Origin of the sequence: Rahnella sp. BIGb0603 (assembly GCF_024808755.1) — a bacterium.
Taxonomy (GTDB): Bacteria; Pseudomonadota; Gammaproteobacteria; order Enterobacterales; family Enterobacteriaceae; genus Rahnella; species Rahnella contaminans.
In genome coordinates, this window is sequence record NZ_JANUEX010000002.1 from 69,300 (window position 1) to 84,740 (window position 15,441).

At 55.0% G+C, this 15,441-nt stretch carries 11 protein-coding genes and 3 CRISPR repeat arrays; all 11 genes read right to left on the minus strand.

Annotation, left to right across the window (positions count from 1 at the left end; genetic code table 11):
* Window positions 1-29: 29 nt before the first annotated feature.
* Entirely contained in the window at window positions 30-794 is a 765-nt protein-coding gene (gene fhuF / locus M2403_RS05520) for a siderophore-iron reductase FhuF (RefSeq protein ID WP_152326064.1), read from the minus strand.
* Window positions 795-924: 130 nt separating this feature from the next.
* Complete coding sequence (locus M2403_RS05525; protein WP_259228693.1) at window positions 925-1,839, minus strand: dihydrodipicolinate synthase family protein; 915 nt, start codon at window positions 1,837-1,839, stop codon at window positions 925-927.
* Between the two features lie 356 nt (window positions 1,840-2,195).
* Window positions 2,196-2,464: a CRISPR direct-repeat array (repeat unit 28 nt; unit sequence GTTCACTGCCGCACAGGCAGCTTAGAAA).
* 449 nt (window positions 2,465-2,913) lie between these two features.
* Window positions 2,914-3,241: direct repeats of the CRISPR family, unit length 28 nt; unit sequence GTTCACTGCCGCACAGGCAGCTTAGAAA.
* A 442-nt stretch (window positions 3,242-3,683) separates the two neighbouring features.
* Window positions 3,684-4,071: a CRISPR direct-repeat array (repeat unit 28 nt; unit sequence GTTCACTGCCGCACAGGCAGCTTAGAAA).
* A gap of 123 nt (window positions 4,072-4,194) precedes the next feature.
* Entirely contained in the window at window positions 4,195-5,802 is a 1,608-nt protein-coding gene (locus M2403_RS05530; protein ID WP_152326363.1) for a gamma-glutamyltransferase family protein, read from the minus strand.
* 23 nt (window positions 5,803-5,825) lie between these two features.
* Window positions 5,826-6,701, minus strand: a complete 876-nt coding sequence (locus tag M2403_RS05535; RefSeq protein WP_152326066.1) for an ABC transporter permease — start codon at window positions 6,699-6,701, stop codon at window positions 5,826-5,828.
* Window position 6,702: 1 nt separating this feature from the next.
* Window positions 6,703-7,647 carry an ABC transporter permease gene (locus M2403_RS05540; RefSeq protein WP_152326067.1) on the minus strand — a complete coding sequence of 315 codons (945 nt, stop codon included), beginning with the start codon at window positions 7,645-7,647 and terminating at the stop codon, window positions 6,703-6,705.
* Window positions 7,648-7,663: 16 nt separating this feature from the next.
* Entirely contained in the window at window positions 7,664-9,181 is a 1,518-nt protein-coding gene (locus tag M2403_RS05545) for an ABC transporter substrate-binding protein (protein WP_152326068.1), read from the minus strand.
* Entirely contained in the window at window positions 9,178-10,305 is a 1,128-nt protein-coding gene (locus M2403_RS05550) for an ABC transporter ATP-binding protein (RefSeq protein ID WP_259228694.1), read from the minus strand. Before M2403_RS05550 ends, M2403_RS05545 begins: the two co-directional genes overlap by 4 nt.
* Complete coding sequence (locus tag M2403_RS05555) at window positions 10,302-11,324, minus strand: ABC transporter ATP-binding protein (protein WP_152326070.1); 1,023 nt, start codon at window positions 11,322-11,324, stop codon at window positions 10,302-10,304. The genes M2403_RS05550 and M2403_RS05555 overlap by 4 nt, the downstream gene beginning before the upstream one ends.
* Window positions 11,317-12,048, minus strand: coding sequence for a FadR/GntR family transcriptional regulator (locus M2403_RS05560; protein WP_152326071.1), 732 nt, complete (start codon window positions 12,046-12,048; stop codon window positions 11,317-11,319). The genes M2403_RS05555 and M2403_RS05560 overlap by 8 nt, the downstream gene beginning before the upstream one ends.
* Window positions 12,049-12,644: 596 nt before the next feature.
* A complete protein-coding gene (locus tag M2403_RS05565) occupies window positions 12,645-14,729 on the minus strand; it encodes an EAL domain-containing protein (protein ID WP_165057322.1) in 2,085 nt (694 codons plus the stop codon).
* Window positions 14,730-15,080: 351 nt separating this feature from the next.
* The gene (locus M2403_RS05570) at window positions 15,081-15,314 is read right to left on the minus strand and encodes a hypothetical protein (RefSeq protein ID WP_259228695.1); all 234 of its coding nucleotides are present in this window, start codon (window positions 15,312-15,314) and stop codon (window positions 15,081-15,083) included.
* Window positions 15,315-15,441 lie beyond the last annotated feature (127 nt).

Consider the following 15,441-nt stretch of genomic DNA (forward strand, 5'->3'; position numbering starts at 1 on the left):
CTTTTGTAAGTGGCTGGCAGATTTGCAAATTACTCCGCGAGAGTTTTACGTCTTTTGCCGGATTTGCGTTCTGCTAGCAATAACGGGCAGGAAGGGCACATGGCGTGATCGGCCAGATCGTAGCGCAGACAGCATTGTTTGCGATACTGCGGGCTGTCAGGATCGGAAGGGTCTTCGGCGCGCATCGGCTGAAACAACGGGTTTTTGCCGCCGTAGCGCAGCTCGCGTGATTCCATCAACGTCATACCGTCAGAAATATCAGCATCAACCAGTTCCGCCTGTTTCACGCCCCAGCCAACGCGTATCGCCGCATTGCTCCAGTAAATACCCGGTTTCAGCCCGGAGAATTCTGCCAGTGCTTCGCAAATCGGGCGCAGCTGCTGCTCGATCATCACGTCAAATCGCGCCATGGGCTCCTGTGAAATCAGCGCTTCGCCTTCGCCATCCAGATAAATCTGCGCCGGTAAGCCTTCTTCCTGCATACACAGATAGACATTTTCAGCGGCGATAGGTAACTGCCAGCCGTGGCGCAGGGAAACGATTACCCAGCTTGGCAGCAGGGTAGCGAAATACCATTGTGACCACATCGAGATACGTGCGCGGCGGGTATCGCACTTTGCGGCATCGGCCGCATTGGCGTCCAGATAGCGTTTGAGCACGCTGGCGCAGCCTTCCGCCGTCGTGAGGTGCGACATCGGCACGGCATTCGTCACCAGCGGCGACATAGGTTTGAAAGTATCGGCAACCCAGCTGACCGGCGTTTCGCGGAAACTGTCGAGGAGTGTTTGCATCATTGCGTTATAAACGTCATTCGGCTCTGTAAATCATGGGAATAGAGTATCGAATATTAAAGCGGAATAGTAATGATTTCGATTTAGATTGAGGGTTTTCGCCTCCCGTTACGAAGGGGGAGGCGCAGAGGGCTTAACCGGCGACACTGACGCCGGCTTGTTTCAAAATATCACGCACAGTTTTTTGTTTATCACTACTCAGTGGCAACGCCGGTTTCAGCGAATAAACAGGTACGTCGATACCGACCTGCGAGATGGCGTATTTGATGACGTTGTAAATGGGCGTATCCAGCGTGTAGAGCGGCGGCAGGAAAGATAACCGCTGTTGCAGTTCTACCGCAGTGGCGAAATCTTTCTCTCTGAAAGCGCGGTAAATTCCGCAAGTGAGGTGCGGCGCAAAGTTGGCGCTGGCGGGAATAGCACCGTCCCCGCCGAGGATTAGCGTACCGAACAGATATTCGTCATAACCGGAAAATACCGCGAAATCAGGGCGTTCAGGTTTCACGGCCTGTATCGTTTCGCGAATATGATTGAGACTGTCGACGGTGTCTTTCAGTCCGACGATGTTCGGGCAATCCAGCGCCAGGCGTTTAATCAGACTGACGGGAATCGGCTGACCTGTCAGCGCCGGATAGTTATACAGAATCACCGGCAGACCCGCGTTTTCAGCAAGGGTGCGGTAATGCAGATACAGCGCTTCTTCGGTCAGCGGATTGTAATAGGGATTCACCAGCACCACGCCGTCCGCCCCGACGCTTTTAGCGTGTTGTGCGAACGCCAGCGTTTCCGCCGTGCCGGGATGCGCAGCTCCGATCAGCACCGGCACGCGTCCGGCAACGTGTCTGGTGCAAAATTCGGCGACTTCATGCCGCAGTTCGCGGGACATATGCGCAAATTCTCCCGCGCTGCCGAGGAAAAACAGGCCGTTTACGCCGCCTTCAATCGCAAAATCAATCAGTCGCGCCATGCCCTGACGGTCAAGCTGTTCGTTTTCATTCAGGATTGTTGCGACTGGTGGGATCACGCCATGAAACAGTGGACGGGTCATATATTCGTTCTCCATATGAAAGTGCAAAGCACTCAACACTCCATTTATAGAACGGCGTTTCAAATTTTTATAGCGATGGGATCGAATTACATCGTTTTAGCGAAGATTTGGAAGGGGAGTCACAAAGAGGGAGTTAACTCCCACTGCGAAGTGGGAGGAGCAAAAAAGCCCGTTCGGCTCCGCTCTCCGCTAAGGAAAGTGGGGTATCAATGCCCTCTCCGAAATGACCCTTTTTTTTGCACTTTCGCTAACCTATTGATTTTAAAGAATCGCCAACCCCGTCAAAAAAAGAGGGTATTTCTTCCCAAAGAGGAATAATCTTAGGCAGTTCAGAGCCTAACCCCCAAAACCTAACAGTTCACTGCCGCACAGGCAGCTTAGAAACGTCCGACGCCTGGAGCGTGACGCTCGGCCTGGTTCACTGCCGCACAGGCAGCTTAGAAACACGACTACGCCAAGCAAGTCCAGCGGGATGCGTTCACTGCCGCACAGGCAGCTTAGAAAACAACCGGGCGAGACGGTGCTTTCGACCTCCAGTTCACTGCCGCACAGGCAGCTTAGAAAATTTGCATCAGCGCCATCAAAAATAAGTGCATGTTCACTGCCGCACAGGCAGCTTAGAAAGTCATCGGCGGTCGACGCTTCAACGGATTCAAGTTCACTGCTGCACAGGCAGTCGCTTGCAACTTACTGCAAACCATCTGGCCGGGCAGATATACCGAAATTAAATATAACTGAGAGCGGCTCCTTCCCCTGCGAAGGGGAAGGCTGGGATGGGGTATTAAAGAAAAATCAAGAAGTTGAAGTTTGCTTTGATAAGACGTCAGCCCTTAAAACCCCCTCCCGTCCTCCCCCTTCGCAGGGGGAGGAGCAAAAAGCCCGTTCGGCTCCGCTCTCCGCTCTCCGCTAAGGAAAGTGGGGTATCTATGCCCTCTCCGAAATGACCCTCTTTTTTGCACTTTCGCTAACTCATTGATTTCAATGAATCACTTATCGCGTCAAAAAAAAGAGGGTATTTCTTCCCAAAGAGGAATAATCTTTGGCAGTTCAGAGCCTAAACCCCGAAACCTAACAGTTCACTGCCGCACAGGCAGCTTAGAAAGACTCGGCACGGCGGTCGGTAAAGAGACTGATGTTCACTGCCGCACAGGCAGCTTAGAAACTGTATGCACCATTACCGCAGACGCAATAGGGGTCACTGCCGCACAGACAGCTTAGAAAATGAAACAGTACGCGGAAAAATAGCGGCATATGTTCACTGCCGCACAGGCAGCTTAGAAATGTTTTGAGATGCCGCCCAGGTTCCCGAATTGGTTCACTGCCGCACAAGCAGCTTAGAAAGGCACGGTGCTGGCCGCCAGTTTTGACTTCGTGTTCACTGCCGCACAGGCAGCTTAGAAAAGCGCGGGGACAGCCTTGATGCCGTAGTGCTTGTTCACTGCCGAACAGGCAGTCGCTTGCAACTTACTGCAAACCATCTGGCCGAGCAGGTATACCGAAATTAAATACAACTGAGAACGGCTCCTTCCCCTGCGAAGGGGAAGGCTGGGATGGGGTATTAAAGAAAAATCAATAAGTTGAAGTTTGCTTTGATAAGGCGTCAGCCCTTAAAACCCCCTCCCGTCCTCCCCCTTCGCAGGAGGAGGAGCAAAAAAGCCCGTTCGGCTCCGCTTTCCGCTAAGGAAAGTGGGGTATCAATGCCATCTCCGAAATGACCCTCTTTTTTGCACTTTCGCTAACCTATTGATTTTAATGAATCGCCAACCCCGTCAAAAATAGAGGGTATTTCTTCCCAAAGAGGAATAATCTTAAGTAGTTCAGAGCCTAAACCCCAAAACCTAACAGTTCACTGCCGGTCAGGCAGCTTAGAAATGCGGGCCACGCGCGGCGCTCTCATTGAGCACGTTCACTGCCGGTCAGGCAGCTTAGAAAACACACAGAACAAATAGCAAGCTTTGCACCGCGTTCACTGTCGGTCAGGCAGCTTAGAAAATGATGCCAAAATACTTAAGGACGTCGCTATCGTTCACTGCCGGTCAGGCAGCTTAGAAATAAACCACAAATTCAATTGTTGGGGTTTTTATGTTCACTGCCGGTCAGGCAGCTTAGAAAGACCAGCCCGCGCACGCTGGACTGGCTAAGTAGTTCACTGCCGGTCAGGCAGCTTAGAAAATCACAATGACAGGGTAACGCTTAATCCCGCAGTTCACTGCCGCACAGGCAGCTTAGAAAACACGGTGACACAGAACGACCGCTTTGGCCTGGTTCACTGCCGTACACGCAGTCGCTAACGTTCATGATGTGTCCGGTCTGAACATCCCCCTTTGCAGGGGGATGAACAAGGTAAAGCCAAAACTACATCACCAGCGCCTGACCGTCTTTGCGGGATTCCGTCCCGGCCAGATACCCGCCTGCCGGATTCACCACAATCACTTGTGCGCCGCCGAACGAATGGCCGCCAAGCGGATCTTCGACAATCAGCTCATGCCCCATCGCCCGCAGCGCGGCCAGCGTATTGTGGTCATACGTGGCTTCCATCGCGACCTGACGGCCACCGTTAATCCGCCAGCGCGGCGCATCGATGGCGGCCTGCGGATTTTGCTTGTACAGCATAATACGCAGCGCCAGTTGCAGATGTCCCTGCGCCTGCATCGGGCCGCCCATCAGGCCGAAGGACATCAGCGGTTTGCCTTCGCCGTCCTGCGCAAACGCCGGAATAATGGTGTGCAGCGTGCGTTTATTCGGCGCGACGCAGTTGGCGTGCTGCTGATCGAGCGTAAAGCCGCAGCCACGATTTTGCATACTGATGCCGGTTCCCGGTACGACAACGCCGGAACCGAAACCCATGTAGTTGGATTGAATAAACGATACCATCATGCCGCTGGAATCGGCGGTGGTGAGGTAAACCGTGCCCCCCGGACGCGGTGCGCCGTAGGTCACGTCGCTGGCTTTAGTGCGGTCAATCAGGCGCGCACGTTCTTCCAGATACGCATCGTTCAGGAACAGTTGCGGGTCGAACTGCATGTGGTCGTTATCGGTGACGTGCTGATCCAAATCGGCCAGCGCCAGTTTCATTGCTTCGATGCACAGATGCGTGGTTTCGACGGAATCCACCGGTTTATCGCCGATGTTAAGCTTACCGAGAATGCCCAACGCAATCAGGGTGGCGATACCCTGACCGTTTGGCGGCAGTTCGTGAACCGAACCGCCTGCGAACGATTGTTGCAGGGTTTCCACCCAGTCGGCTTTGTGATTCGCCAGGTCATCGTGGGTTATCGCACCGCCAAATTCCCGGCTGTGGGCGATCATTTTATCGGCCAGCTCGCCGCGGTAGAACGCTTCGCCTTCGGTTTTGGCGATCAGCTCCAGCGTATCGGCCAGCTGAGGATTACGGAAGATTTCGCCGATTTTTGGCGCACGACCTTCCGGCGCGAAACATTCCATAAAACCCGGCTGATTGTGCAGTTTTTTCACCGCAATTTCCCACAGGCGGCCAATCAGCGGCGATACCGGAAAACCGTTACGGGCGTAATCGATCGCCGGTTGTGCCAGCGTGGTCAGCGGCAGGGTGCCAAAACGTTTTGCCAGCGCCACCCAGCCGGAAACCGCGCCCGGCACGGTGACGGCGTCCCAGCCATAGGTCGGCACGGTTTCATAGCCTTTAGAGGCGAAATACTCCGGCGTCCACGCCGCCGGTGAGCGGCCCGATGCGTTCAGGCCGTGAGCTTTTTTACCGTCCCAGATAATCGCAAAAGCGTCGCTGCCCACGCCGTTACCGCTGGGTTCCAGCACGGTCAGCGCGATGGCGGTGGCGATGGCCGCATCGGCCGCGTTTCCGCCGAGCATCAGCATTTTCATCCCGGCCTGTGCTGCCAGCGGCTGGGAGGCGCAGACTGCATTGGCCCCCATCATCGTCGGGCGCAGGGTAGGATAAGCGGCGTTAAAATCGTAATTCTCAGACATCATTATTCCTTTTAGAAAACGCGTTATTCAGAGCGGGGATCGAGCGCATCACGCAGCCCGTCACCCAGCAAATTAAAACCTTGTACCGTCATAAAAATCGCCAGACCGGGGAAAATCGACATCCACGGCGACTGTTCGAGGAAGCTGCGCGCGGTATTAAGCATCGCGCCCCACGAGGCGTCCGGCGGTTGCTGCCCCAGCCCGAGAAACGACAGGCTGGCTTCGGTAATGATGGCCGACGCCACCGCCAGCGTGGCCTGCACCAGAATTGGCGACAGCACGTTGGGCAGCACATATTTCAGCAAAATCCAGCGGTCAGGCAGGCCAATCGCCCGCGCGCCTTCGATGTATTCTTCATTGCGGATGCTCATGACCTGCGCGCGTGTCAGACGGGCAAAAATCGGCATCGCAGAAAGCCCGATGGCAATCATCGCATTCCCCAGGCTTGGCCCGAGAAATGCGCCGAGCGCAATCGCCAGCACCAGAAACGGGCAGGAGAGCAGCGCCTCAACCACGCGTGAAATAATCCCGTCCAGCCAGCCCTGCCAGTAACCGGCAATCAACCCCAGCGGAACGCCAATCACAATCGCGATAATCACCGACACGCAACCGGCCATCAGCGACGTGCGAGCGCCCCAGAACAGACGTGACAAAATATCGCGCCCCAGTTCGTCGGTGCCCAGCCAGTGCAGGGCGGAAGGCGCTTTTCGCACCTCCATGAAATTGGCTTTTATCGGATCAAACGGTGATATCCACGGTGCCAGAAGTGCCAGCAAAGCGAACGTCAGCACAAGGATCGCGCCGATGACCGCGCTTTTATTGCGCAAAAACTTACGCAGAACGCGGTTTGGCTCGCGGGTGCTGAGTGACGTTGTCACGGAAATAACGGAAACACTCATTTCAGGCTCTCCGCATACGTGGATTAACCAGAACATACAGCACGTCGGCCAGCAGATTCATCAGCAGAAAACCGACCGCCACGACCATCACCACACCCTGAACCACCGCGTAATCACGGTTAAAAACGGAATCAACAATCATCTTGCCGAAGCCGGGAATGGTGAAAACCTGCTCGCTGAGCACCGCGCCGCCCAGCAGTTCGCCGAACAGCAATGTCGTCAGCGTAATGATCGGTACCAGCGCATTACGCAGTGCGTGTTTCATGATGACTTTTTTCGGCAACAACCCTTTGGCGCGCGCCGTCCGGATGTAATCCGCTTTCAGAACCGTAATCATCGCCGCGCGGGTATGGCGCATCAGCGTGGCGGAAAGCCCTGTGCCGAGCACCGCCGCAGGCAGCAGCATGGTTTTCAGGTTTTGCAGCGGGTCTTCCGAGAACGGCACATAACCGGACGCCGGAAGCCAGTGCAGCTTGACCGAGAAGAACATAATCAGCAGCACCCCCAGCCAGAAATGGGGGATCGAAATCCCCGACAGCGCCAGAAAGTTGGTGCCGTTATCAATCCAGGTGCCTTTATTGACCGCCGCCAGCACGCCCATCGTAATGCCAATGATCAGCGCGACAATCATCGCCAGCATCGACAGTTCCAGCGTCACCGGCAGTTTGCTGGCAATCAGCTGCAACACCGGTTCCTGCGTGCGCAGCGACGTGCCAAAATCACCGCGAAGCGCGTTGCCAACCCAGTGGAAATACTGGCTGGGGATCGGATCGTTGAGATGGTATTGCTCGCGCAGCTGGGCAATGACCGCCGGATCACGTTCCTCGCCCGCCATCGCTGTGATCGGGTCGCCCGGCAGTAATTTCTGCATCGAAAAAACCATTAGCGTGACCAGAAACAGCGTCGGTACGGCTGATATCAGCCTTTTAACCACCAGTTCTAACATCGCAAATCCTCGGCAATTATTTGTTCAGTGCCAGACCCTGCAACCGGATCAGACCGTCGGCGTAAGGTACAAAACCGGTGACTTTCTTACTGATACCGAAAATGCGCGGTTCGAAGTACAGATACACCAGCGGATCGTCGATGTTTTCCTGCTCAACCACCTGTTTGTATAGCGCTTTACGCTGCGCCACATCGCTGGTCAGACGCGCTTCCTGCAACCATTGATCGACTTTCGGGTTGCTGTATTTGCCATCGTTGAGGCCGCCTTTGGTGCTCAGGAACGAGAAAATATTGCCGTCAGGATCCGGACGGCCAGACCAGCCGGACATACTCATCTGGAAAGCGCCACTTTGCTGGCGGTCAAGCAACGTGGCGTATTCGGTCATTTGCAGATTCAGGTTGATGCCCGCCTCGCTGACCATCGCCTGAAGTACCTGTGCGACCTGCTGGGACGTCGGGTTATTCGCCACCAGGAAATCAATAGTCAGCGGCGTCTTCACCCCGGCTTCGGCCAGTAATTTTTTGGCCTTTTCAATGTCGCGTTTGGGAACCGGAATATCGGCGTGATACGGGCTGGCAGGCGAAAATGCCTGATTCGCCGGGGTATATTGCCCCTGGAAAACCACCTGATTGATGGCGTCGCGGTCAATCGCCAGCGACAGCGCCTGACGCACGCGGGCATCTTTCGCCAGCGGCGTATTGGTATTGGCGGTGCCATTGCCGACGTTAATCGTCAGCCCCATATAACCGAGGCCGGTGGTGCTGGCGAGTTGCAGATTGCTGTCGCCTTTGACCGTCGCCGTATCGCTGGCGGCAATCCCTTCAGTGATATCCAGATCGCCCGCGCGCAGGTTGGCGAGACGCACGGACGCATCCGGGATGGGCAGGAACACCACTTTGTCGAAGTGATAGGCGCCTTTGTTCCAGTAATTATCAAAGCGTTTTAATACGATGCGATCCTGTTGCACGCGGCTGACGAATTCATAGGGGCCGGAGCACACCGGATGCGCGGCCACGTTACCTTTTGCCGTCGCTTCAGGTGCGAGGATCGTGCCTGCGCGGTCGGTCAGTTGCATCAGCAGGGCGGCATCGGCGGTTTTCAGGTGGAAAACGACGGTGTACGGCGCCGTCACTTCCACGGAATCCACCGAAGATAGCTCGCTTTTGCGCAGGGACCCCGGCAGCGTCAGATAGCGCTCAATATTGAATTTAACCGCTGCCGCATCGAATTTTTCGCCATCATGGAACGTCACGCCTTCGCGCAGATTCATCGTCAGCGTTTTACCGTCATCACTGAACGTCCAGTCTTTCGCCAGGCCCGGCACGATTTGCAGATGCTGATCGACATCCACCAGCCGTTCGCACATCGCACTGAACACAAAACGCCCGTAATAGGTGCGTGCTGTGGCAGGATCGAGCATGTCCGGATCGCTGCCAAGACCGATGCGCAAGGTGCTTTCCGCATGCGCAAGGCTGGCGGTGGTCAGCAACAGTAACGCCGGAATGCAGGCGCTTAAGCGGGGTGCAAATTTCATGGTCGGGTTCCCAGAGTTGAAGTTAATGTTGAAGTTGGATCGGAGGATGAAAGCCGTGACTGGCTCGCCTGTTCAAACAGCGCACGCCGTAAGATAAAAGCGGCAGACGGCGGAGGAACCAGCGCGGAAGTCCGGTCGCGCTGTAATTCGCTCCAGCGGTGGCAGGCCACCATACGGTTAACACTGACAGTTTCCAGCGGCGGTTCGACCTGCCGGCATTCGTCGGTGGCGTACGCGCAGCGGGTATGAAACCGGCAACCGGAAGGCATACTGGACGGATTGGGCATATCCCCCTGAAGCAGCGGCACCGGGCGTTTTACGCCGGGCGTCAGCAGCGGTGCAGAAGCAATCAGCGCCTGGCTATAAGGATGCAGCGGCTGATCAAAAATATCGTCCGTGCTGGCCAGTTCGACGATTTGCCCGAGATACATTACCGCCACGCGGTCGCTCATGTGGCGGATCACCGCCAGACCGTGGGCGACGACAATCATCGTCAGGCCAAACTGCTGTTTCAGGTTTTCCAGAAGATTCACGACCTGCGCCTGCACCGAGACATCCAGCGCAGAAACCGGCTCATCGCCGAGCAGAAGTTTCGGAGAAGAGGCCAGTGCGCGGGCAATACCAATACGCTGACGCTGGCCACCGGAAAACTCATGCGGATAACGGTTGCTGAAAGCGGCGGGCAGGCCGACAGTAGTCAGCAACTCGCGCACCCGCGCCTGACGGTCGGCTTTACCGCTGACAATGTTGTGCAGCCACAACGGTTCGCCGACGATCTCTTCCACCGTCATGCGCGGATTAAGTGACGCAAACGGATCCTGAAAAATAATCTGTAAATCACGGCGCAGGTTTTTCATCTGTTCGGTAGAAAACTGCCGCAGATTCCTGCCTTCATAAAAAACGTCGCCTTCGCTGGCGCTGAGTAACTGCAACAACAACCGGCCGAGTGTGGATTTCCCGGAACCGGATTCCCCGACGATCGCCAGCGTTTCACCGTGCCAGACGCGCAGCGAAACACGATCGACCGCCTGAACAATTTTAGGTTTACTGAACACTGACGCCGGGCCTTTGAAGATTTTGCTCAACCCGGCGGCTTCCAGAATGGGGCGAGGTACTGGACTCATGCGCAGGCTCCTTCCGCTGATAATGCGAAAAAGTTTTCCAGCGGTGCGTAGAAACAGGCCACGCGGTGAGGAGACTTATGCAGCGCGCGCAAAGGCGGCCTTTCCTGATGACAACGGGTATCCGCAAACGGGCAGCGTGTCGAAAAACGGCAGCCTTTTGGCATATCGCGTGGCAGCGGAACCGCGCCGGGAATGGTAGAAAGTGCGCCCTGACGCGATGCCAGCGAGGGCATCGACCCCATCAGCCCGATGGTGTAAGGGTGCTGCGGATTGTTAAAAATAGCTTCAACCGCGCCCTGTTCCACGATTTGTCCGGCGTACATCACCGCCACACTGTCAGCCACTTCGGCGACCACCCCCAGATCATGAGTGATCAGCAGCAGGGCGCTGCCGGTTTCTTCCTGGATCCGGTTAAGCAAAGAGAGGATTTGCGCCTGGATCGTGACGTCCAGCGCGGTGGTCGGTTCATCGGCAATCAGCAGCTGCGGGCGGTTGATCAGCGCCATCGCAATCATCACGCGCTGACGCATCCCGCCGGAAAGCTGGTGCGGATAGGCATCCATCCGCAGTTCCGGTGCCGGAATTTGTACTTTTTTAAGCATCTCCAGCGCCTGCGCACGCGCCTGTTTTTTATCGGTGTTCTGGTGACGCATCACAGCTTCCGCCAGCTGATCGCCCAGCCGCAGCGCCGGATTCAGTGACGTCATTGGCTCCTGAAAAATCATCGCCAGTTCCTCACCGCGCAAATCCGCGTACTGACGCTCAGAAAGCCCGCGCAGGGACGTCCCGTTCAGGTGAATTTCGCCGTGTAACACGTTCGCGCTGGCGGGCAATAATCCCATGAGCGCCAGCGACGTCACGCTTTTTCCGCAACCGGACTCCCCCACCAGCGCCAGCGTTTTACCGGCCTCCAGTTGCAGGGAAATACCGTCCAGGACTGTGGCCGGAGAGCCGGAAAACTGCACCTGTAAATTGTCGATCTGTAACAGCGGCGTGACGGAGCCGTCCGGGTCAGTCATCAGTGAAATCCTCATCGTCATTCAGGGTGGAAAGGAATGCCTGTTGCAGGGCAAGAAGGTGCTCGCGCATCACGCGCGCAGCTTCTTTGGGCTGGCGCGCGGCGATGTGTTCAACAATGCGGTGATGGTGATCGTCGTAGCGGCTCAGACGTTCCTGATTTCGCGCTGCATCACGTACCGCCTGCCAGCTCGGATCACGGCGTATGGCATCGACAGCGTCGAAAAGCCCGAGCAGCAGACGGTTACCGGCAGCATCGGCAATCGCACGGTGAAACGCGCTGTCCCAGAGTTCAATCTGATCCGCGTCATCGCGGGAAATGCTGTTAACGCGATCCAGCAAACGGCGCATCAGCTGAATTTGCTCCGGCGTGGCGCGCAGGGCGGCATATTTCGCCAGCCCCGGCTCAATCTGGAGACGGGCTTCCATCACTTCCTGCAAATTCGATTGTTTCGGTAGCGCCTGTAAACTCAGCGGCTGCGCCGGACCGTTCGGGCCGGTAAACGTGCCTTTCCCCTGTTTGCGCCACACGCGGCCTTCCTCTTCCAGCACATCCAGCGCACGGCGAATTTCACGGCGTCCGGCATCAAACATCTGCATCAGATCGCGCTCTGCCGGCAGTGGCTGAGTCTGATCCGGATGCTGCTGTATCAGTTGTCGCAGCTGTTCCAGCGCTGAATTCGACGTTCCGTTAGAAGGGGGCAGCGCCCCGGCGTTTGTTGGCATTGTTCAGTTTCCCGCTGGGTATTAACTCGTTAATCAGTCCTTTGCATTTTCTGAACCAATTTTGTAATGGTTCGTGAAAAAGTTTTGCAGAAAGAAGATTTTGTTTTTAATTTCAAACGAATAAAAAATACGCTCTTTAAACGGAAGATCGGTTTTCGTATTCATAACGTATTGATATTGCGCTGATATGCACAGGTGTGGTGCGTTAAATTAATGTTAACGGATCGTAATGGTGCGTGATTCTGCGGTATGAGAAGTAGATCAAATAAGCGTAATAAGTGGGCTAATGGTTCGCTATATCGTTGCTTCACGAAAGAAGGAAAGGGTCGGGACGGGTATTAAGGAATAATTCGCACGTCGCGGCAGGCACGGGCAGTCAGATCGTCTGCAAGTTTGTGAATTATGGCGAGAGTGTCGCAAGTGGAGATGAGTGGATTCAGGTCAGCGAAGGGGAGGGAATTGCCGGGGCATTATGGTTTTGCTCTTTACTCTCCCCCGGCGAAGGGGAAGAGTAAAAACAATCGTCAGAAATAATAGCCTTTTGCGCCCTTTTTCCCGCGATCATTTCCGGCAAATACCCTGTCTAATGCCTATCATCAGAGAGGTGTAAACCCAGTCAGGCGGGATTCTGAGGGCTGAGGCCGTCCAAAATAATATCCCTGGAACAAACTACAACCTTCTTCTTTCAGACGCCTGAACTGCTCGGGGGTTTCGACGCCTTCTGCCGTGGTCTGAATATCCAGACTGCGGCTCATGCCGGTGATGGCGCGGATGATCGCCAGCGCTTCACGGCTGTCCTGCATATCGTTGATGAACGAGCGGTCGATTTTGATTTTGTCGAACGGGAACGAGCGCAGATAACTCAGCGACGAATAACCGGTGCCGAAATCATCCAGCGCGATACGCACGCCCAGCGCTTTCAGTTTTCGCAGGGTATCGATATTGCCCAGCGTATTGTCGAGCAATACGGACTCGGTAATTTCCACTTCCAGCCGTGACGGATCCAGCCCGGACGCTTCAAGTGCGGATTCCACCACAGAAACCAGTCCGCTGTTTTTGAACTGAATCGGTGAGAGGTTCACGGCGACGGTCTGCGAGCCGGTCCAGGTTGTGGCTTCACGGCAGGCTTCGTGTAACGCAAAAGATCCAAGGCTGTGGATCAGGCCCGTTTCTTCGGCAATCGGGATGAAATCTACCGGCATAATCAGCCCGTTTTGCGGGTGATGCCAGCGCATCAGCGCCTCATAGCCAATGACCGCATCGTGTTTGGCATCGGTAATGGGCTGGTAGTAAAGACGCAGCTGATTGCAGGTAATCGCGTCGCGCAAGTCCATTTCGACCACGCGGCGTTTGCGGGCGGCGGCGTCCATTTCAATACGGAAATCTTCGTACCGGTTGCGGCCATTACGTTTGGCTTCGTACAGCGCCATATCCGCGCAACGCAGCAGCTGATCCGGCGTGTTCTCGGTGGAATCCGCCAGTGCGATGCCGATACTCAGGCCGACCGAGAGCGAGTGACCGTCGATAATGACCGGCGGACGCACGGATTCAATCAGGCGTTTGGAAATCTGATGCGCCGCGGAGATATCTTTCAGGCCGGGCAGCACGACGGCAAACTCGTCACCACCGATGCGCGCCAGCGTGTCGTCATCGCGCAGCGTCATCCGCAGACGTTTGGAAATCGCCCGCAGCAGTTCATCGCCGACCTGATGGCCGAGCGCGTCATTCACGTTTTTGAAATTATCCAGATCCAGACACAATGTAGCCGTGTGGCTGTGCGTATAGCTGTCGCGCTGCAACGCTTCGTTAAGACGCTGGCTGAAAAGAATGCGGTTGGGCAGGCTGGTCAGATTATCGTGGTGCGCCATGTGATGGATACGTGCATGCGCGGCCTGCTGATCGGTCACGTCGTCAGCAATCATCATCACATAACTGGTTTGAGGATCGTGCCCGCGGATCACCGAACTGGTGGTTTGCAGCGTACGGTCGCCGATGGCCGTCAGCAGTTGTTGCTCGCTTTTATGCACACCTTCAGCGCGCAGACATTCGTCCGACTGCTTATTAATAAAGTTGCTGAGCCCGAATCCCATGCAATCCTGCGGGCGTTTGCCGAGCATTTTCTCGCGCGAAATCCCCAGCAGGCGTTCGGCCTGACGGTTCACCAGCAGAATTTCCCGCGAAACGGCATTTTCAACGATCACGGAAGAGGGAATATTGGCGATCACCGTGTTCAGAAATTGCGATAAAGAAGAGAGCTGTTCGCTGTTGGATTCGGCCAGTTCTTTGGCCTTCAGCAACTCTTTTTCAGTTTCACGCCTTTGCGTTACGTCACGGGTGATCTTGGCAAAACCAATGATTTCACCGGCTTCGCGCAGGGCTTCAATAATGATGTGCGCCCAAAAAAGCGAGCCATCTTTGCGCTGTCGCCAGCCCTCAGATTCATAGCGGCCCGTTGAACGCGCGGTCTCCAGACCGTGCTGCGGCCAGCCACTTTTCTTATCTTCTTCCGTGTAAAAGCATGAAAAATGCTTCCCCACGACTTCTTCAGGCGTATAGCCTTTTGCCCGCTGCGCGCCGGCATTCCAGTTCGCAATGGTGCCGTCCGGTGTCAGCATATAGATGGCGTAATCTTCTACGCGTTGAACCAGCAACCGATACAGTACATCAGAATCTTCGCTCATTTTTTTTGCCTGGTAGCCTGCCGTCTCTGCCCGGATTCCGTCCAAATCAGAGTGCGGCTAAATAGTGCGCCTGTCCCGACGCATTTTTGCTGTGATGTGCTCATGAAACGTTAGCATAAGATAATTCTTAGTTCGCCAAATTTTGCTTCTAACATGCTTAAAATTAAGCGTTTTTAGCTAAAAGATCGGACTTAAGTTAAATTGCACTTTTGAGTTTGAGTGACCAGATTCGTTATCGGCGCAACAGGAATGAAACTTTAGCGGAATGGCATAAAAAGCTAAGGGAAATATGAGGGGATCCAATGTGTTAAATAAAAAGGCCGCAAACAATTGCGGCCTGTTAAATTTTGGTTACGGACGCGGCGGTTTGGGTTCGTGCTTCACCGGTGGTTTTGGCTTCGCTTTAGGGCGAACCGGCGCAGGTTTAACCTGATGATGCGGTTTTTTGTGTTTCACGACAGGCTTGTGAACTTTATGAACCGGCTGCGGTTGACTGACCGGCCCGTTGTGCGGGCCTTCAGCGTAAGCACTCAGGCTGGCGGTCGCCAGCAACGCACACAGAACAACTATTCCTGACTTAATCATTGTATTCCCCGTTCCCGTTTTGACGGTGTTTTCTGATAACACACAGACTTTGCGGGGCAAACGGGAAAACGACAATTCGGATAAGGCTTAATAAAGGGGGTTTAACGGAAAATTTAAACTGCGTTTA